The 17,251-nt window shown below is 65.6% G+C and carries 20 protein-coding genes and 1 tRNA gene; 13 read left to right on the top strand and 8 right to left on the bottom strand.

Going from position 1 to position 17,251, the window contains the following annotated elements; genetic code table 11:
* Positions 1-538 precede the first annotated feature (538 nt).
* Positions 539-904: a hypothetical protein gene (locus EAX62_RS14955; RefSeq protein WP_121902539.1), complete on the bottom strand. Its 366-nt coding sequence runs from the start codon at positions 902-904 to the stop codon at positions 539-541.
* 46 nt (positions 905-950) lie between these two features.
* Between EAX62_RS14955 and EAX62_RS14950 the strand changes: the two genes are divergently transcribed.
* Positions 951-1,157: a hexameric tyrosine-coordinated heme protein gene (locus tag EAX62_RS14950; protein ID WP_199711321.1), complete on the top strand. Its 207-nt coding sequence runs from the start codon at positions 951-953 to the stop codon at positions 1,155-1,157.
* 180 nt (positions 1,158-1,337) lie between these two features.
* Positions 1,338-4,043: an ATP-binding protein gene (locus EAX62_RS14945; protein ID WP_158600694.1), complete on the top strand. Its 2,706-nt coding sequence runs from the start codon at positions 1,338-1,340 to the stop codon at positions 4,041-4,043.
* A 15-nt stretch (positions 4,044-4,058) separates the two neighbouring features.
* Here EAX62_RS14945 and EAX62_RS14940 read toward each other — a convergent pair whose 3' ends face one another.
* From EAX62_RS14940 to EAX62_RS16940, 3 genes are all read right to left on the bottom strand, one after another.
* On the bottom strand, positions 4,059-4,871 hold the full coding sequence (locus EAX62_RS14940) for an alpha/beta hydrolase (protein ID WP_121902654.1): 813 nt from the start codon (positions 4,869-4,871) through the stop codon (positions 4,059-4,061).
* A 153-nt stretch (positions 4,872-5,024) separates the two neighbouring features.
* Entirely contained in the window at positions 5,025-5,477 is a 453-nt protein-coding gene (locus tag EAX62_RS16945) for a zinc-binding dehydrogenase (RefSeq protein ID WP_233557993.1), read from the bottom strand.
* A complete protein-coding gene (locus EAX62_RS16940; RefSeq protein ID WP_199711319.1) occupies positions 5,404-5,943 on the bottom strand; it encodes an NADP-dependent oxidoreductase in 540 nt (179 codons plus the stop codon). Before EAX62_RS16940 ends, EAX62_RS16945 begins: the two co-directional genes overlap by 74 nt.
* Positions 5,944-6,782: 839 nt before the next feature.
* Between EAX62_RS16940 and EAX62_RS14930 the strand changes: the two genes are divergently transcribed.
* Positions 6,783-7,511, top strand: coding sequence for an NADPH-dependent FMN reductase (locus EAX62_RS14930; RefSeq protein WP_121902653.1), 729 nt, complete (start codon positions 6,783-6,785; stop codon positions 7,509-7,511).
* 425 nt (positions 7,512-7,936) lie between these two features.
* On the opposite strand, the gene EAX62_RS14925 is transcribed toward EAX62_RS14930, so the two are convergent.
* The 3 genes from EAX62_RS14925 to EAX62_RS14915 all read right to left on the bottom strand — a co-directional run bounded on the left by EAX62_RS14925 (position 7,937) and on the right by EAX62_RS14915 (position 9,959).
* A tRNA-Leu gene (locus EAX62_RS14925) sits at positions 7,937-8,022 on the bottom strand.
* Positions 8,023-8,131: 109 nt separating this feature from the next.
* The gene (locus EAX62_RS14920) at positions 8,132-9,115 is read right to left on the bottom strand and encodes an aldo/keto reductase (protein WP_121902652.1); all 984 of its coding nucleotides are present in this window, start codon (positions 9,113-9,115) and stop codon (positions 8,132-8,134) included.
* Positions 9,116-9,125: 10 nt separating this feature from the next.
* Entirely contained in the window at positions 9,126-9,959 is an 834-nt protein-coding gene (locus tag EAX62_RS14915) for an undecaprenyl-diphosphate phosphatase (protein ID WP_121902536.1), read from the bottom strand.
* A 75-nt stretch (positions 9,960-10,034) separates the two neighbouring features.
* Here EAX62_RS14915 and EAX62_RS14910 point away from each other — a divergent pair, with 75 nt between their 5' ends.
* The 7 genes from EAX62_RS14910 to EAX62_RS14880 all read left to right on the top strand — a co-directional run bounded on the left by EAX62_RS14910 (position 10,035) and on the right by EAX62_RS14880 (position 15,016).
* Positions 10,035-10,691, top strand: coding sequence for an MSMEG_4193 family putative phosphomutase (locus EAX62_RS14910; RefSeq protein WP_121902535.1), 657 nt, complete (start codon positions 10,035-10,037; stop codon positions 10,689-10,691).
* Between the two features lie 9 nt (positions 10,692-10,700).
* The gene (locus EAX62_RS14905) at positions 10,701-11,228 is read left to right on the top strand and encodes a DUF3090 domain-containing protein (protein ID WP_121902534.1); all 528 of its coding nucleotides are present in this window, start codon (positions 10,701-10,703) and stop codon (positions 11,226-11,228) included.
* Positions 11,228-11,968: an SCO1664 family protein gene (locus tag EAX62_RS14900; RefSeq protein WP_121902533.1), complete on the top strand. Its 741-nt coding sequence runs from the start codon at positions 11,228-11,230 to the stop codon at positions 11,966-11,968. The genes EAX62_RS14905 and EAX62_RS14900 overlap by 1 nt, the downstream gene beginning before the upstream one ends.
* 79 nt (positions 11,969-12,047) lie before the next feature.
* Complete coding sequence (mshC, locus tag EAX62_RS14895; protein WP_121902532.1) at positions 12,048-13,298, top strand: cysteine--1-D-myo-inosityl 2-amino-2-deoxy-alpha-D-glucopyranoside ligase; 1,251 nt, start codon at positions 12,048-12,050, stop codon at positions 13,296-13,298.
* Positions 13,299-13,367: 69 nt separating this feature from the next.
* Positions 13,368-13,631: a phosphoribosyl-ATP diphosphatase gene (locus EAX62_RS14890; RefSeq protein WP_121902651.1), complete on the top strand. Its 264-nt coding sequence runs from the start codon at positions 13,368-13,370 to the stop codon at positions 13,629-13,631.
* A 30-nt stretch (positions 13,632-13,661) separates the two neighbouring features.
* A complete protein-coding gene (gene hisG, locus EAX62_RS14885; RefSeq protein ID WP_121902531.1) occupies positions 13,662-14,519 on the top strand; it encodes an ATP phosphoribosyltransferase in 858 nt (285 codons plus the stop codon).
* Entirely contained in the window at positions 14,507-15,016 is a 510-nt protein-coding gene (locus tag EAX62_RS14880) for a PH domain-containing protein (protein WP_121902530.1), read from the top strand. Before hisG ends, EAX62_RS14880 begins: the two co-directional genes overlap by 13 nt.
* 3 nt (positions 15,017-15,019) lie before the next feature.
* Here EAX62_RS14880 and EAX62_RS14875 read toward each other — a convergent pair whose 3' ends face one another.
* Positions 15,020-15,481 carry a hypothetical protein gene (locus EAX62_RS14875; protein WP_121902529.1) on the bottom strand — a complete coding sequence of 154 codons (462 nt, stop codon included), beginning with the start codon at positions 15,479-15,481 and terminating at the stop codon, positions 15,020-15,022.
* Positions 15,482-15,530: 49 nt separating this feature from the next.
* On the opposite strand from EAX62_RS14875, the gene EAX62_RS14870 reads away from it, so the two are divergent.
* The 3 genes from EAX62_RS14870 (at position 15,531) to rpmI (ending at position 17,247) form a co-directional block, all read left to right on the top strand.
* Complete coding sequence (locus EAX62_RS14870) at positions 15,531-16,034, top strand: SseB family protein (protein ID WP_121902650.1); 504 nt, start codon at positions 15,531-15,533, stop codon at positions 16,032-16,034.
* A gap of 282 nt (positions 16,035-16,316) precedes the next feature.
* Positions 16,317-17,006, top strand: coding sequence for a translation initiation factor IF-3 (infC, locus tag EAX62_RS14865; RefSeq protein ID WP_121902528.1), 690 nt, complete (start codon positions 16,317-16,319; stop codon positions 17,004-17,006).
* Positions 17,007-17,040: 34 nt separating this feature from the next.
* Positions 17,041-17,247, top strand: a complete 207-nt coding sequence (gene rpmI / locus EAX62_RS14860) for a 50S ribosomal protein L35 (protein WP_121902527.1) — start codon at positions 17,041-17,043, stop codon at positions 17,245-17,247.
* Positions 17,248-17,251: the final 4 nt, after the last annotated feature.

Genomic DNA, 17,251 nt, shown 5'->3' with positions numbered 1-17,251 from the left:
GCCTACAGCAGCGCTGCGGCGCCTATCTCGAGCAGCTTGCTGTTGGTCTCGATGTCGATGCTGCTCACTTGGCGTCTCCTGCGTAGTGGGTGGCGCCGCGGACGTGTCCTTTGCGATCGGCGACATCCCCAGACGGTTGGAGTCCGGCGATGCCGTCCTGGCCGATGGCCAGGACCGATTGCAGGTGCGCATGGCGAGGCGACCTCACCCGTCCGGTCAGGGCGAGGGGAAGGCCGAGTCGATGCGGTCGGGGGAGAACCGACGCGACAGTCGCAACACGGACAACGCCGCATCCAGTCCCTGTTCTGCTGCCCGATGACCCGGAAATCATCTCCACAGGGCACGGCTGTGAAGCAGTTTTGCGCTTGCAAGTTGGCGTGACGCTGATCCAGTCAGGGCCCAGCGTGTCGATGAACGACTGTAAGGATGCCGCCACATTGGAGTATCGGGTGGGTGAGCCAAAGATCACCGCGTCCGCTCAGCCGATGTCGTCACCGGAGGCTTCCGGAAGGTCCTTGGTCGCTCCATAGTTGCGGCGTCAGGCGGGGTTGTTGACGAACAGCAACGGATCGACGGTTAAGCGGACGTGGCGCAGCCTCACCTCGGCGCCGGCTTCCTGGGCGAAATGCTCGACATGCCTGGCCATCGTGGTGCCGTGCCCGGTTGCGGAGTAGCAGATGATTGCGAGCTTGATCGTGCTGTTCCTTCGGGATTGGTGTTCCTTACGGGTCGCCCGCGAGTCTCCGCAACCGGTGGTTGCGCTGTCTCCAATTCTACGAAGGCAGCATTGACGGCGTGCCGCCCTGTGCTCAGTCGAATGACTGAACTGTTCCCAGAAGTAGTGACGTCCCATCTCCAGCTTGGTTACCTTGACCATCTGACAGGCACCAAGAAGGAGCGTCATGACCCAATTACCGGACTCTGAGCGAGTGGGTGTCCCGGGAGGCACCTTGATCACCGCGACAGCTGAGGAGGGACGGGCGCTTGCTGTGCTGATGGCCCGTCACAGCATCCATCGAATCCAACCTGTTCTGGAGACCCTCCAGGACGGGCGCCCGATCTACGCTGCGAATGCGGACAGTCTCATTGCGGCCAGCCAGGTGATCGCAATCGAGTTTGCAACGATCGCGGCGGCCAACAACTACTGGCGTCCCTGATCGGCGCAGCGGACCCCCACGGGCGTCCTGCTATTTGTGCGGCGTGGAAGCGTGACTTCCCCGCGAGGCACGCAGAAAGTGATGTGAACGTAGAGTGGTATGTGCTTGGGTTCGGCCGACTCAGGGAGCGCCTGCAGACCGTGTGGTCGGCCCGGCTGGACCCCGTCAGAGGTGAGGCCGGTGCAGCAGCTCGTTGGGCGACAAGTGGAGATCGCGCGGATGCTCGCTGGTGTCGATGCGCTGCCGCATCGCGGTGGCGGGCTGGTCATCCGGGGTGAGGCCGGCATCGGAAAAAGTGCCCTCCTCTCCGTCGCCATCCAGCGAGCCATGGCCCGCGGATCCCGGGTTCTCCATCTGGCGGCCACAGAATCCGAAGCCGCACTGCCCTATGCGGCGCTCCAACAGATCCTCCGACCTCTCATCCGGCGCCCCGACTCCATGCGCGCACGGCCGAGAGGAGTGCTCGATAGGGCCTTCGGGGACGCCATCGGTGCAACTCCTGACCTCTTTGCCGTGGGGATTGCTGCGCTGGAGGTCCTGTCAGACCTTGCACCTGGGTCCGGCCTCATCCTCGTGGTGGATGACGCGCAGTGGATGGACGAATCCACGGCGCGCGTCCTCGCGTTCGTGTCGCGGCGGCTGACGCTTGACCCGGTCCTCAGCATCTTTGCGGTCCGCTGCGGCCACGTTTCTCCGCTGCTGAAAGCCGGACTGGAAACAATCGACGTGAATGCACTGACCGTCGACGACGCCATCGAATTGCTCCGCACCCGCCGCCCCTCACTGGAGGCGCAGGGGCAAGTCAGGGTCCTCCGACGATCTGGTGGCAATCCTCTGGGGCTCCTCGAATTGTCCGCTGATTTCTCTGAAGGTGATGAGGAGGAGAGCTTGGGAGAGCGATTGTGCTCCGCCTTCCTCGCTCGCGTCCATGGGGTCTCTGACCCCACTGCCACGCTCATGCTGGTGGGGGCACTGAATGACGACGATGCAGTCCTTGACATCCAGGGGAGCGGTGTGGCGCTGGGCTTCACGCCTGACGAGATCCGGATGGCTCTCGGAGAAGCCGAGGGGACGGGTGTCGTCCAGTTGGGTGCTGGCCGCTTCACCTTCCTGCACCCGTTGGTGCGAGCCGCAATCATTTCGTCGGCTCCGGGAGAGCAACGTCGCAGGGCACACTCGGCACTTGCGCAGGCATTGGAGCATGACCCTGACCGTGCGTTGTGGCACAGAGCCGCCAGCCTCCTGGGGGCTGATGAAGATGTCGCATCAGCCCTGGAGGATGCCGCTCTCCGGGCGACTCGCCAGGGGGATGTGGCGGTCAGTATGCGCACGTGGCGGACAGCGGCTCGACTCAGCGTCGACGCTGCCGGGAGGCAACGACGGGCCCTGAGATGGGCTGAGGCGGCGCTGGAAGCAGGTCAACGTGACACGGCCTCCGATGCACTGGCGGGTCTCGACGCTGATGATCTCGATGACGTGGAGGCGGGCAGGCTCTCACTCGTGGAGCTCGGATTAGAACCCTGCACGGCCCATCCTCGCGCCCTCGGGCGCACCGTCAACCAAGCGCGACGGGTTCTCGCTCGTGGAGAGACAGACCTGGCGATCGAGCTCGTACTCGCCGTCGGCGAGGAGATCAGCGCAGCAGGGGGAAGTTTTCCGGAGGAGTTTGTCCTGCTGGGCCGAAGCATCGCGGCGGTGCTGCCCGCTTCGGATCCCCGGCGGCTCGTCGTCCTGGCGATGAGTGAGCCTGCCCAACATGCAGATCTGATCGCTGAGGCGGTGCTCCGTCTGGACGCCTCCGCTATGGACGCCGCTGCGGAAATGCTGGTGCGTGTCCGGCTGAACGTCGATGCAGACCCCGTGCTCGCCGCCATGCAACGCAGGCTCCTCGACAGTTATCGGGCACATGGCCGTCTGCGCTCGATCGCATCCCTGCAGCCCATCCACGCTTGGGTGGAGATCTGCCTCGCGAACTGGCCGGAGGCGCTCCAGGCGGTGGAGGAGGGCACTCGACTTGCCGACGAGCTTGGTTTGCCACGGTGGGGGACCGGCACAGTGATCGGGGAGGGCTTCATAGCCGCGCTGCGTGGCGAGCATGATCGTGCGGAGATGCTGATCCACGAATCGGAGAAGGGTGCCCTGGCCGTCGGTGCGCACAACGTCCTGACCGGCGTGCAACTTGCACGCGGGGTGAACCATCTGGCGCAGGGACGCTACGACGAAGCATTCGTTGCTTTGCGTCGAGCGCTTGACCAGCATGATCCGTCGTACCATCCCGTCCAGTCGGGCTGGAGTCTTGGCGATCTGGCGGAATCCGCCGCACATCTTGGCCGGATTGACGAGGTGCGTTCTCTCTTCCAACGTGATGCGCGCGTGGCCGTCACGCCCTGGCGTCGGGTGGCGGAAGCGTATGCCGCGCCATTTCTCGCCACCGAGACGGCGGAGGTGGAGGAGGCATACGTGGAAGCGCTGCGGGGCGCCGTTGCCGCGTGGCCCACGTACCGTGCCCGCCTACTCCTGGGCTACGGCTCCTGGCTCCGTCGCCAGCGGCGAAACCAGGAGGCGCGTGACCTGCTTCGAACAGCGCGGGATGCAGCGGATGCGCTGTCCTTGCGTCCGTGGTCGGAGCGTGCACGCTCCGACCTGCGGGCGCTCGGCACCGATTCCCAGGCACGGATCCCCGGGGCGTGGGAACCCCTGTCATCCCAAGAGCTCCAGGTGGCGGAACTCGCGGCCCGCGGGTTGTCGAACCGGGAGATTGGGGAACGGATGTTCCTGTCGCACCGGACCGTCGGGTCACATCTCTACCGGATCTACCCCAAGCTTGGCATCACGAACCGGGCGCAACTGTCGTCCGCACTCCACCCTCGCACCGCGGAGGAATGATCCCGGCAACAGGACTCACGACGAGGAAGCCATGACCCGTTCCCCCACCCAGCTCAGGACGGAGTCGGCCACCTCTGTCCAACCGCTGTCGATCGTCAGCGAGTGACCTCGATCACGGAACTCGACCAATTCCGTGACGGCGGAGGACTGGCGGTACTGCTTCATCGTTGATTTGGTGATTGCTTCCGGCACAACGTGGTCCCTGCCCCCCATGATCAGCAGGAGAGGACCACGGTCGTCGTTGTCGGTGTCAACTTTTGCGGGGGAGTGTGCAGAGAAGTTGGCGCTGGCGGCTTCGAACAGTGGCTTGCCGGGCGAGGGAATGCTGTGCTTCTCCCACAGTGCGTCGGACTCCTCAGCCGGGAGGGCATTGCCGAAGCTGTACCGGAACTGATCAACGGTCAGGGACACGGCCCGCTTCTCGTTGGCGAAGTTTCGAAACACTGGCAGTGTCGAACGCAGCGACGACAGCGGTAGGGGGAGGACCCCCTTGATCTGGGCCGCATCGATGGCCACCCCGGCGATGCCAAGGTTCTGGCCGAGCAACTTCTCCGTGATCATCCCGCCGAAGGAGTGCCCAACGATGATGGGTTTCGACGGGAGCGAATCGATGATTGCAGCGAAGTGGGACGTTATTGCGTCAATTCCGTAGCCCGCCGCAGCTTCAGGGTTTGCCCGGGACGCCATGACGGTTGGCGCCTCCCCCGGCCATGTGGGGGAGATGGGTGCGAACCCTCGCTCCGTGAAGAGGTCGACCCACGGCTGCCACGACGAAGCGGCGAGCCAGAGCCCGTGAATGAAGACAACTGGGATTTTCTGATCAGACATTTCGTGACCCATCCGTGGATTCGATGATGTGCAAGGCGTGTGCCTCGCACCATGTGAGGTGTCGGCGCATGAGTGCCCGACGTCGTGGCCCATCCCGGGCCCCCGCGCACACTGGCCGCTCGGCCCGGCCGGTGCGACTGCTCCCTACAGTGACTAGTCCCGCACCACCAGCACTGTTTTGCCGGGGGCATGCTTGGGGGACGACGCGTGCGCAAAGGCGGCGCGGGCCTCTTCGAGTGGGTAGGAGGCCGACAGGGTGACCCGGAGCAAGCCCTTCTCCGCGAGTCCGGCCAGCGTGTCGAGCTCTCCCACATCGGGCGAGACGATGAAGAAGAACGATTCCACCTGATAACGAGCGCTGAGCGACTCGTCGGGGGGCGCATGGAGCGTGACGAGTCTCCCCCGCGGCATCAGCGTGCCGTAGGACGCTGCCAGGGCTTCACCGCCGATCGTGTCGAACACAACATCGAAGGTGCGCCCCAAGGATGACAACTCCTCGTTCTCCGCATCCAGGACGACGTCGGCCCCCATGTCACCCGCAAATGAGACACCCGCTCCGCGTGCCGTCGCGGCGACGAACGCCCCTGCATGTTTGGCGAGCTGCACAGCGAACGCACCGACACCACCAGCCCCCCCCCAGGACCAGGACGCGCTCGCCCGGTTGCACCTTGGCGAGGTCAAACAGTCCCTGCCACGCCGTCAGCCCAGCCAGGGGCAAAGCTGCCGTCTCCGTGTGGGACAGCGACTCTGGTTTGCGTGAGATGTCGCGGGCAGGGACCGCGACGTAGTCCGCAGCAGCACCCTGACGGTCGAATCGAATCAATCCGAAGACGGGATCACCCACTTCCGCTGTGCTGACATCTGCACCCGTGGCCTCGACAACACCCGAGAATTCGTGCCCGGGGATGACGGGCGCGTGCGTCCAGGATTCATCCCACTCCAGTTCGGTGAACGTGATCGCGACCGCGTGCACGGCGACGAGGACCTCATCCGGCCCCAACGGTGGCAGCGCGACGGTCTCCACGACCAACTCCTGCGGGCCACCGCGCCGGTGGGCGCGTACCGCAGTCATGGTTTCTCTCATCATTCCCCTTTCAGATGGTGTAGTCATGCTAGAAATCTCCGGTCGTTGGCCGCCACGGTCAATCGACTGAAAACCTGGGTGGCGCTGTGGAACCGTGGGGTGCCTCAGCGGAACTGACGACGCCAGTCAGGTGGCACCCGGCTGCGGGGCCCGGGGACGGACTGGCTGCGCGGCGGGAGATGGACCCACCACCCATCCGTGGCGTCGCAGTCGACACACCCGCTTCCGGCGGGGGTCACCGTGGGATCGATTCCGGGCCTGTCCTTCATGATGTCCTCCAGGTACTCGTGCGCTCTCGATGGCGGTAGTTCGGGGCCCCGGGGTCACGCTTGGGTCGTTTGACTGCATCCGCAAACATCTGCCGGCAGGGGGGCAGGTCTGGTCCGGTGGACAGGGCGCCGCCGAAGGTGGGGGGCCCGGCTCAGTCGATTGACCGTAGCGACACGTGGGATGCCGTGGCATTGTCCCGGGAATGGACGGACATGAGTAGCGCCGGATTCGAGGCGGGGGCCGAGGATGCCCGCGGTGTCACGATGGACTCGGCGGCCGTGTCCTGGATCCTGGTTGCGTCGATCCTGGGTTCCGGTCTGTCAGCCGCCTACTTCGTCGAACCGCGGTGGACGGTCACCGCGTACAGACCCACGTTGGCTGCGTGCATCCTTGATGTCGGGGTCCTTGGCCGACCGCTTCGGTGGACGCAGGATATTCCCGATGGCCGTAGTGCGGTTCGCCGTCGCGTCCCTGCTGTGCGGCGTGTTCCCGAACATCGAGGCGCGGGCATCCGAACACTCGTGTCCTCACAGGTGGACCCACGGAAGGAGGATGGCATGACTGGTACAGGTGGTGCGGGATTGTCGGTGGATGTGAGGGTGCTGGTGCTCTCCGGCTCGGCACGGACCGGGTCGTTGAACACACAGCTCGCACGGTTGGCTGCCGAGGTCATGGTGGACTTGGGCGCCACCACGGAGGTGCTCACGATCAGCGAGTTCGAGACACCCGGGTACAGCCAGGATGTCGAGGACTCCACCGGATTTCCACCAGGAGCACAACGTTTCAAGGAAGCGTTGCTGGCCGTGGACGCGTTTTTGCTGGTGTCCCCGGAATACAACTTCTCCATGCCCGGTGTGGTGAAGAACATCATTGACTGGGTGTCCCGGTTTCGGCCGCAGCCGTTCCAGCAGAAGCACGCGTTGCTGATGTCAGCTTCCGGCTCCATGGCTGGTGGAAACAGGGGACTGTGGGCGCTGAGGATCCCGTTGGAACACTTGGGCGTGCGGGTGTTCCCCGACATGTTTTCCCTCGCCCAGGCACACCGGGCCTTCTCCGAGAACGGGGAACTGATCGACGACCAGTTGGAAAATCTGCTCCGTTCCACTGTGGCTGGATTCTTGGATCTCGTCGAGGCGAGCAAGCACTACCCCTGCCTCAAACGGGACTGGGTGGAATACCTGGGTGAACCGTTTGACGACAGGTCCGGCGCGGTCAACCGCGTGGACGCGGCGTCTGTGGGCACGGGTGTCAAGAGGGTGATGTCGTCGCCGGGTTCGGGCCGGTGATCGTGTGCAGAGCGGGTGTTCGTCAAAGGATCAGCCCTGCCCGGTCAGCGGTCGTGAAAGGCGGCGCAGCCGTTCTCGGTGTCCAGGTTCCGGCGCGGCGCGCGCTGGGCCACCCGTTCGTTGGAGCGCTGGGTCCATTCGCCGCAGATGGCGATGCGATATCAGACGGAGCCAGGTGGAAGTGGGCCGTCAGTCCGCGGACGCTCCAGTGGGCTTTATCCCAGCGAAAGTCACGGTTCCGGGTCATGTCTCGTCGCACGTTTCCCTGTTCGGTAGGCCTCAGTTCCCGACCACAGGACGTTGACCTGATGGCGAAGGCCGTGAGGGTGGACGCCCACCACGCTGTGCGTCAAAGGTGGGCTCGGGAATGACAAGACCCCCAGTCAACTGGCTTTTGGCCTTGTCGACTGGGGGTCCAATAATTGTGTCCGAAAGAGGACTTGAACCTCCACGCCCCGAAAGGGGCACTAGCACCTCAAGCTAGCGCGTCTACCAATTCCGCCACCCGGACAGGTGATGCACCTCCATGAGGCGCGTCCGAAATAATACAGGCCCAGTCCCTGTCAGCGCAATTCCGGGGCAGGTTCCGCCTGTGTCGGGGGTGGGGGAACCGTCCGGCGTCAGCGGACTGGCGCGGTGGCAGGAGGTCGGTACGCGTTGGGGCCGCCGGAGACGTCGTCGAGGGCCGAGACGATGGGCGCCACCAGTTCCTTGGACTCGGCGTCAAGGAGTTCGGACAGGTGCTCAGGGGTGCGGGGCCCCACGAGTGCCGAAGCGACCTGCGGGGCGTCGCGCAACCACAGCAGCGCCACCTGGGCCGGCGTCAGACCGAGACCCTCGGCAGCCTTGGCGACGGCGTCAACGACGGAACGGGAGCGCGGCTGCATGTAGGGCTCAAGGAACCACGCGAAGTGGTCGGAGGCGGCACGTGAGTCGCGGGGGATTCCTGTGCGGTACTTGCCCGTCAGTGCGCCGCGTCCGAGCGAAGACCAGGCCAGCAGTCCGAGGTTGTGGTGCTCGGCGGCACCCACCACCTCCACTTCGGCACGCCGGGCCAGCAGCGAGTACTCCACCTGCACCGAGGACAGCTTTGTGCGCTCAGTGAGTGCCTGCTGCCAGGTGGCGGCGGTGGCGGTCTGCCAGCCCACGAAGTTGGACACGCCGACGTAGCGCGCCAGCCCGCGGGAGACGGCCGAGTCCATGGCGGAGAGCGTCTCGTCGATGGGGGCGTCGCCCCAGGCGTGCACCTGCCACAGATCCACATGGTCGGTGTTCAGGCGTCGCAGCGACTGCTCCAGGTCCGTCAGCATGGCGGCCCGCGACGTGTCGATCACGCGTTTGCCGCCCCGGATGACGAAGCCGGCCTTGGTGGCGATGACCAGGTCCTGGCGCGCCACGCCGCCCGCCAGCAGTTTGCCAATCATCTTCTCGGCCACCCCGCCGCCGTAGGCGGGCGCGGTGTCCAGGAGGTTCCCACCGGCGTCGATGAAGTCGTTGACCAGTTGTTTCACCGTCGGCCAGTCCGTGTCGCGGCCCCAGGCCATGGTCCCGAGCCCCATGCGGGACACCTGCAGACCGGAGGCCCCCAGTGCGCGTCGTTCCATGTCAGCCACCCTATTGCTGTGGGACGGCCGAAAGGACGCCGGTCAGCAGGAGGGCAGCGACGACGGCTGCGAGTCCGAGCCGGTAGTAGACGAACCCGCGGAAGCTGTGAGTGGAGATGAACTTGATGAGCCAGGCGATGACCGCGTATCCGACGATGAATGCGAGAACCGTGGCGACGATGGTGGGACCCCAGTTCGTGGCCTCGCCCCCGATGTCCTTCAACTTGTAGAGACCTGAGCCGAAGACGGCGGGGACTGCCAGCAGGAAGGCGTAGCGCGTCGCCGTCTCGCGGGTGTATCCCATGTAGAGCCCGGCGGAGATGGTCGCGCCCGAGCGCGAGACGCCTGGGATGAGCGCGCAGGCCTGGAAAAGACCGACCAGCAGGCCGTGCTTCCAGGTGAGGTCTTTCAGCTCCAGGGTGTTGCGGTCACCCCGTGCGTCAGCGAACCACAGGACCACCCCAACTCCGGCGAGCATGGCCACAGTGACCCACAGGTTGCGCACGGTGGAGTCGATGGCGTCCTGGAAAATCAGACCGAGCACCACGATCGGTATGGAACCAAGGATCACGAGCCAGCCGAGTCGAACGTCGGGATCCGAGCGTTCCCCCCGCCCCACCAGTGCCAGGCACCACTTCCTGATGATTCGCACGATGTCGTGCCAGAAGTAGACGAGCACCGCGGTCTCGGTGCCGAGTTGGGTGACGGCGGTGAATGCTGCGCCCGGGTCCTTGCCGCCGAAGAACAGCTGGCCCACGATCGAAACGTGTGCGCTGGAGGAGATCGGTAGGAACTCCGTGAGACCTTGCACGATTCCGAGCACGATCGCGTCGAACCACCCCATGTGTTGCACCCTTCGGCCAATTGTCCGGTGTCCTCCAGACCAGCCCACACTGTAGACCGACTAGCGTTGTGTTCCATGACCACAGTTGTTCTGATCAGACATGGCAGATCCACCGCGAACGCCGACGGCGTCCTCGCGGGACGAGCGGAAGGCGTGGAACTCGACGACGTGGGGCGGGAGCAGGCCACTGGCCTGAAGGAGCTGCTGGCAGGCGCGTCCGTCACCGCCGCATACCGGTCCCCGAGCCTGCGCTGCCAGCAGACGGCGACGCTGCTGGGGTTACCGGACGCCGAGGAACTGCCCGGCCTGGACGAGTGTGACTACGGCGCGTGGACCAACCGGAAGCTCATGGAACTGGCCGCTGAGCCCCTGTGGTCGACCATTCAGCAGTCACCGTCGGCGGTGGTGTTCCCCGACGGGGAGTCCATGGAGGAGATGCGGGCCCGCGCAGTGGACGCCATCGCCACCATCCGCGGCCGCCACGAGAAGGGGGAGACCGTGGTGGTGGTCAGCCATGGCGACGTCATCAAGGCAATCCTCTCCGACGCCCTGGCTCAGGGGTTCGACGATTTCCAGCGACTCAACGTCGCTCCCGCCTCCGTGAGCATCGTCAACTACAGCAGCGAACGCCCGTTCGTGGTGTGCATCAACGCCAACAGTGATGTCTCCGGTCTTCTCGCCGTCCCTGCTGCTCCCGTCGTCGGCGGCGGAGACGTCGCCCACAAGGAATAGGCTTGTCCCATGTTGCTCGAGTTCCCACGCCCGGACCGTTGCGTTGTCGGCACCATCGGTGAGCCGGGAAACAGGTTGTTCATCATTCAGGTGTCCCAGGGTGGGGCTCTGGCAGCCGTCGCCATCGAGAAGCAGCAGGTGCAGGTGCTGGGGCGCCGCATGGGGGAGATCCTCGACCAGCTCGAGTCCTTGGGGCATTCCACCAGCCACATGATCGCGCCCAGTGACATGGGCCCTCTCGACGCGCCGCTGGACATCGAGTTCCGGGTGGGCGCCATCGGTCTTGCCTGGGATGCCGGACGATCGGCCATCCAGTTGGAGCTGTTCTCCCAGGACCTCGGTGAGGAGAAGGAGGACGAGGACGGCAACGTCCTCATGCAGATCTGGCTGGTCCCACGCATGGCGCGGGACTTCTCGTTGCGCACCCAGGTGGTGGTGGCGTCCGGACGCCCGGCCTGCCCGTTCTGCGCGCAACCCATCGATGCCGGCGGCCACATCTGCCCGCGCTCGAACGGCTACCGCACCGACCTGTTCTGATGGCGGCAACCGTGCCGGTGGGTGGCCTGACGGTGCTTGGTCGCCTGACCGAGGCCTCGAATGCCACCTTCCTCACCCGCGACGAGGACGACCAGCTGTGGGTGTACAAACCCGTCGCCGGTGAGGCGCCGCTGTGGGACTTCCCGCACGGCACCCTCAGTCGTCGGGAGGTGGCCGCCCACGACCTCAGCGAGGCCCTCGGCTTCCACGTGGTGCCGCGCACCGTGTGGCACGACGGACCGGCGGGGGAGGGATCGCTGCAGGTGTGGATCGACGGGGAGGTCACCGACACCGTCGACCTGCTGCGCCCGGAACAGGTTGATGAGACGTGGCTGCCGGTGGTGGAGGGGATCGACCAGCACGACAAACCGATCCTGCTTGCCCACCGCAACGACCCGCGGCTGCGTGCCATGTGCCTGTTCGACCTTGTCATCAACAATTCCGACCGCAAGGCGGGCCACATCATCGCCGACGGGGAGCGGTTGTTCGGCGTTGATCACGGCGTCAGCATGCACGTGGAGAACAAGTTCCGCACCGTCCTGTGGGGATTCGCCGGCGAACCCATTTCGGGAGACGAAGAGGCCGTCCTGCGGTCCGTTTCCGCACTCGGGGCACGGCCGGAGGGGCTCAACGAGGAGGAGTGGGAGGCGATGGGGGAGCGTGCCGAGTCACTGTTGCGAGCCGGGGTGTTCCCGGGCCCCAGCAGGCAGTGGCCCGCCATCCCGTGGCCCGCCTGGTGAGGCGCCGCAGCCGAGGGCGGGACTGCTGAAGGCGAACAGCGGTGCGCCGCCTTGGTGGGAGACGGTAGATTCCGATCCCATGTACGCGTGGCCGAAAGTAGACGTCCCCCTCATCTCCCACAGTGGAGGAGACGTGCCGGACAGGTTGAGCCTGCACGACACGGCGACCCGAGAACTGGTGGCCATCGAGCCCGACCAGGACGAGGCGCGCATGTACGTGTGCGGCATCACCCCCTACGACGCCACCCACCTCGGGCACGCCAACACCTATGTCGCCTTCGACCTGGTCAACCGGGTGTGGCGCGATCTCGGGCTGGACGTCAACTACACCCAGAACGTCACGGACGTTGATGACCCGCTCCTGGAGCGGGCCGAGGCCACAGGGCAGGACTGGGAGGAGCTGGCCGAGAGTCAGATCGAACTGTTCCGCAGCGACATGACCGACCTGCGGGTCATCCCCCCGGACCACTACGTGGGTGCAGTGGAGACCATCTCCTGCGTGGTGGAGGTCATCGAGCAGTTGCTGCCCAGCGGCCTGGTCTACCAGGTGGAGGACGCCGAGCACCCCGACTGGTACTTCAACAGCGCGGCCGCACCCGGCTTCGGTGGCGTCAGCAACCTGGAGGAAGCGGAGATGCTCAGCGTCTTCGCGGAGCGGGGCGGCGACCCCGAGCGGCCCGGCAAGCGCCACCCACTGGACTCCCTGCTGTGGCAGTTCGCCCGGGAGGGGGAGCCCAGCTGGGAATCACCGCTTGGTGCCGGGCGGCCCGGGTGGCACATCGAGTGCGTGGCTATTTCCCTGCGTTTCCTCGGCCCGCATTTCGACGTGCAGGGCGGTGGTTCCGACCTCACGTTCCCTCATCACGAGATGTGCGCAGCCCAGGCCATCGTTGCTTCCCGTGAACCGATGGCGAAGGCCTTTGTCCACTCCGGGATGGTGGCCCTCGGTGGCGAGAAGATGAGCAAGTCCAAGGGCAACCTGGAACTCGTGAGCCGCCTGCGCCATGCGGGCGCCGACCCCATGGCCATCCGCCTCGCACTGCTGGACCAGCACTATCGCAGCGACTGGGAGTGGGAGGCCTCGATGCTGGAGAAGGCCAACGAGCGCCTCCACCTGTGGCGAAGCATCAGGAACAACGGCACCGCGCTCCCCGCCGCAGGACTCATCGACCAGCTCCGCAAGGCGCTGCGCACCGACCTGGATGCGCCCTCCGCGCTGCAGAGCGTCGACGCCTGGGTGGCCGGCAGCCTCGCCGTCGACTCCGACGACACCGGTGCCATCCACGAGATGGAGATCGCCGTGGACGCCCTCCTCGGCATCAAGCTCTGAACCACCCACGAGCTGGACGCAGCATCGGCAGTGCACGACGAGGCCGCGACGGCGGGTAGGCTGCCAGCCGTGAAGTCCTTCGAACAGCTCTTCGAGCAGCTGACCGAAACCGCCCGTACCCGCCCCGAGGGTTCCCACACCGTGGCACGCCTCGACGCCGGTGTCCACGCCATCGGCAAGAAAGTGGTGGAGGAGGCGGCCGAGGTGTGGATGGCCGCCGAGTACCAGTCGAAGGAGGAGGCAGCCGAGGAGATCAGCCAGCTGCTGTACCACCTGCAGACGATGATGCTCGCCCTCGACCTCGACCTCGACGACATCTACCGCTACCTGTGATCCGCAGAGAGAAATGTGAAGGCCCCCTGCATGACTGATCGACTTCTCAAGATCGCCGTCCCCAACAAGGGTGCACTGGCCGAGGCTGCTGCCGACATGCTCCGCAGCGCCGGCTACCGGCAGCGCACCGACCCCAAGGACCTGACGCTCATCGACGTCGACCACAACGTCGAGTTCTACTACCTGCGTCCCCGCGACATCGCCGTGTACGTCGGCGCCGGCCATCTGGACCTCGGTATCACCGGCCGGGACATGCTCCTGGACTCCGAAGCGCAGGCCGACGAGATCATGTCGTTGGGGTTCGGCGGCAGCCACTTTCGTTTCGCCGCCCCACAGGGCCAGGGCAACACCGTCTCGAACCTGTCTGGCAAGCGCATCGCCACCTCCTATCCCGGCCTTCTGCAGGTGTGGCTCGACGCCCAGGGCATCGAGGCGACGCTCGTAAAACTCGACGGAGCCGTGGAATCCGCCATCAGGCTGGGCGTCGCCGACGTCGTGGCTGACGTGGTGGACACCGGAACCACGCTGCGACGGGCCGGCCTGGAGATGTTCGGGGACTCCATCTGCTCCTCGGAGGCCATCCTCATCCGCCGTCGCGGCGGCGACGACCCCGCAGGCATGGACGGGCTGCGCACCCGTCTGGGCAGCGTGCTCGTGGCCAACAACTACCTGATGATGGACTACAACGTGGCTGAGGGCGACCTCGCGGCGACGACGGCGCTGGCTTCGGGCGTCAACGGCCCGACGGTGTCGCAGCTCGCCAAGAACGGGTGGCTCGCGGTGCGGGTTCTGGTGCCACGCAAGGGCGCCCACCTGCTGATGGACCGGCTTTTCGAGGCCGGGGCGCGCGGAATCCTGTTGACGGAGCTGACCGCATGTCTGCTGTGACACCGGATGGGCCCGAGCAGGCAACGACGCCTGAGCGGCTCGTGTTCAGCAGCGTCCCTGCGCTGCTGACATCGCTCCTGCTCTCGGGGATTTTGTTGGTCTTCGCCCTGTACGGCTGGTACGCGTTGGGTCCGGAGATTCGGGTCCAGGTCACCTGGACACAGGCGGGCACGCTGCTGTTCTTCGTGCTCGTCATGATCGGCATCATGCTGAGCGTGGGCTATTCACGGCTGTGGGCCGACGAGAAGGGTGTGACGGTCCGCAACGGGCCTGTGCTGCGCAAGTTCTCGGTGGACGAGATCGCTGGCCTGCGGCTGCGCAGTGGCGACGCGTGGGCCTACCTCCTCATCAAGGATGGCACCGGGGTCAAGCGTCGCGCGGTCCTGGCCATCCAGCAGTTGGAGGGCGCACAGGGCAAGAAGAAGCTGCGTGATCTCCGGGAATGGTTGAAGGCTCACGGGGCGACGTCGAAGGACATCACCCTGACGGAGGAGTGAACCTCACAGCAGCCCCCGCTTGCGCAGGATGTCCTCCACCTCGTCATCCTCCGCCGTCCTGGCGGGGGCTTTCGCGGGGGCGGGCTTCGCAGCAGGTCCCGTTGCCACCACGGCGGATGAGGACTGGCCGGGGCGGGCCTTGCTGGCCACTGCCGCTTTCCGGTCAGGTTCCACCGCGGGGCGGGCGGCCGGCTGGATGAAGCGGGAAACGACGAACATCAGGAGCCCCACGCCGGCCAGGCTCGCACCCCAGGTCATGACCGGCGACCACGCGGTGCGCTGCGCCCAGTCAATGAGGCTGACGACGCCGTTGTAGGCGAGCCGGGTGACGCCGAGCAGGTACAGGCCGAGCGGGATCAACAGGGCACCGATCCCACCCATGAGCGGGCGTGCGCCGCGGTGCCGGGCCCACAATCCCGCCGTGATGGCGACGATGAGGGTCATGAGGAAAATGGTGATGATCAACGGCGCTTCCATTGGCCCAGCTTCCCACATCGGCCTAGGCTGGTGCGCCATGGAACCACCCCGCCACCTCGCGCAGCCGAACAAACGTTTCCTCGGCGACGACGGCAGCCCCGACCCCCTCGTGCGTGCCGCGCTGGCCGCAGTGGGGGACCAGGTGTCCTACAGCCGTGCCGTTGTGGCGCTGTGTGCGTCGCGCCTTCTCATGCCCATCGTGGCCTCGGGTGACGAGACCGACCACCCCGACCCGGACCGGCATGCCGAGATGGCGGCCGTCACCCTCAGAGACGGCGGCACCACACACCTTCTCGCGTTCACCGGCATGGACGCCCTGCGCGCCTGGCAGTCCGACGCCCGCCCCGTACCGTGCCACCTCGACGAGCTCGCCGCCTCCGTGCAGCCCGCCGGTGCCACCGAGTTGTTGCTCGACCTCGCCGGCCCCAGCCCGTTCGTGCTGGGCGGTGACCTGCTCGCCGCCATCGCGGACGGCCAGCGGCTCGTCGAGTTCGAGGACGGAGCGTTTGCGTGGGTGAAGCAGGCACAAGACGGCGAGTGACGCCGACACCCATCCACGTTCATGTGGAGGACGGCCCCGGGACGGAGGCGTTTTGGTGGCAGGGCGGTGGGCGTACTAGAATCTTTCATTGTCGAGATCTGCCCATGGCGATCCGCAAGCAAGTGGAGGCCTGACCTCCCACCCGAGCTGACCTTCACCGGTTGCCGGGTCGGTACCAGCACACCGTTGTGGTGTGCAGTCAGGCCTTCGCACATGCGGAGGCCTTTTGTGATTTGATCACGATTCAGTTCGACTCAGCTTCACCCGACACCTGGAGGACCCATCAGCACAGAACCACGGATCAACGATCGCATCCGAGTACCAGAAGTCCGCCTCGTCGGCCCGAACGGCGAACAAGTCGGCATCGTTCGTGTCGAGGATGCCATTCGACTGGCCACCGAGAACGATCTCGATCTTGTTGAGGTTGCGCCCATGGCGCGCCCGCCGGTGTGCAAGTTGATGGACTACGGAAAGTTCAAGTACGAGGCTGCGCAGAAGGCCCGCGACGCCCGCAAGAACCAGACGAACACGCTCACCAAGGAAATGAAGCTCCGCCTGAAGATCGACAACCACGACTACGAGACCAAAAAGGGTCACGTCGTGCGGTTCCTCAAGGGTGGCGACAAGGTGAAGATCACCATCATGTTCCGCGGTCGCGAGCAGTCCCGCCCCGAGTTGGGCATGGAACTGCTGAAGCGCCTGGCCGACGACGTGTCTGAGTTCGGCTACGTCGAATCCTCGGCCAAGCAGGACGGCCGCAACATGCTGATGGTGCTCGGCCCCGCGCGGAAGAAGACCGAGGCCAAGGTCGACAAGGCCGCTGACCGCGATCGCCGCATGGAAGAGCGCCGTGAGCAGCAGGAAGCCGAAAAGCAGGCCGAGGCGCAGCTGCGTGCTGCACACTCCGCTGAGCCGCCGCACCAGAAGAAGCGTGGTCCTGCAGACAACATGGACCCAGACATCGACCTCTGAGTCGATTCACGAAGAAGATAGAGAGCGAATCACCATGCCGAAGATGAAGACTCACTCTGGTGCCAAGAAGCGATTCAAGGTGACCGGTTCGGGCAAGATCATGCGCCGTCAGGCCAACCTTGGCCACCTCAACGAACACAAGTCCTCCACGCGACTGCGTCGCCTGAAGGGCAACGTGGAGATGGCTCCCGCCGACGTCAGGCAGGCTCGCAAGCTGCTCGGCAAGCACAAGGGCCGTTGAGCCT

It is taken from the genome of Tessaracoccus antarcticus (genome assembly GCF_003688855.1).
In the GTDB taxonomy this organism is placed as follows: domain Bacteria; phylum Actinomycetota; class Actinomycetes; order Propionibacteriales; family Propionibacteriaceae; genus Arachnia; species Arachnia antarctica.
Note: the sequence above shows the minus strand (reverse complement) of the source record. Positions and strands in the feature narration are given on the sequence as shown.

Excerpts from the sequence above, each read along its gene's own strand:
- hisG (WP_121902531.1), top strand. The coding sequence starts at position 13,662 with ATGACTGATCGACTTCTCAAGATCGCCGTCCCCAACAAGGGTGCACTG.
- EAX62_RS14930 (WP_121902653.1), top strand. The coding sequence starts at position 6,783 with ATGACTGGTACAGGTGGTGCGGGATTGTCGGTGGATGTGAGGGTGCTG.
- mshC (WP_121902532.1), top strand. The coding sequence starts at position 12,048 with ATGTACGCGTGGCCGAAAGTAGACGTCCCCCTCATCTCCCACAGTGGA.
- rpmI (WP_121902527.1), top strand. The coding sequence starts at position 17,041 with ATGCCGAAGATGAAGACTCACTCTGGTGCCAAGAAGCGATTCAAGGTG.
- EAX62_RS14915 (WP_121902536.1), bottom strand. The coding sequence starts at position 9,959 with ATGGGGTGGTTCGACGCGATCGTGCTCGGAATCGTGCAAGGTCTCACG.
- EAX62_RS14955 (WP_121902539.1), bottom strand. The coding sequence starts at position 904 with ATGACGCTCCTTCTTGGTGCCTGTCAGATGGTCAAGGTAACCAAGCTG.
- EAX62_RS14880 (WP_121902530.1), top strand. The coding sequence starts at position 14,507 with ATGTCTGCTGTGACACCGGATGGGCCCGAGCAGGCAACGACGCCTGAG.
- EAX62_RS14900 (WP_121902533.1), top strand. The coding sequence starts at position 11,228 with ATGGCGGCAACCGTGCCGGTGGGTGGCCTGACGGTGCTTGGTCGCCTG.
- EAX62_RS14920 (WP_121902652.1), bottom strand. The coding sequence starts at position 9,115 with ATGGAACGACGCGCACTGGGGGCCTCCGGTCTGCAGGTGTCCCGCATG.
- EAX62_RS14910 (WP_121902535.1), top strand. The coding sequence starts at position 10,035 with ATGACCACAGTTGTTCTGATCAGACATGGCAGATCCACCGCGAACGCC.
- EAX62_RS14940 (WP_121902654.1), bottom strand. The coding sequence starts at position 4,871 with ATGTCTGATCAGAAAATCCCAGTTGTCTTCATTCACGGGCTCTGGCTC.
- EAX62_RS16940 (WP_199711319.1), bottom strand. The coding sequence starts at position 5,943 with ATGACTGCGGTACGCGCCCACCGGCGCGGTGGCCCGCAGGAGTTGGTC.
- EAX62_RS14870 (WP_121902650.1), top strand. The coding sequence starts at position 15,531 with ATGGAACCACCCCGCCACCTCGCGCAGCCGAACAAACGTTTCCTCGGC.
- EAX62_RS14905 (WP_121902534.1), top strand. The coding sequence starts at position 10,701 with ATGTTGCTCGAGTTCCCACGCCCGGACCGTTGCGTTGTCGGCACCATC.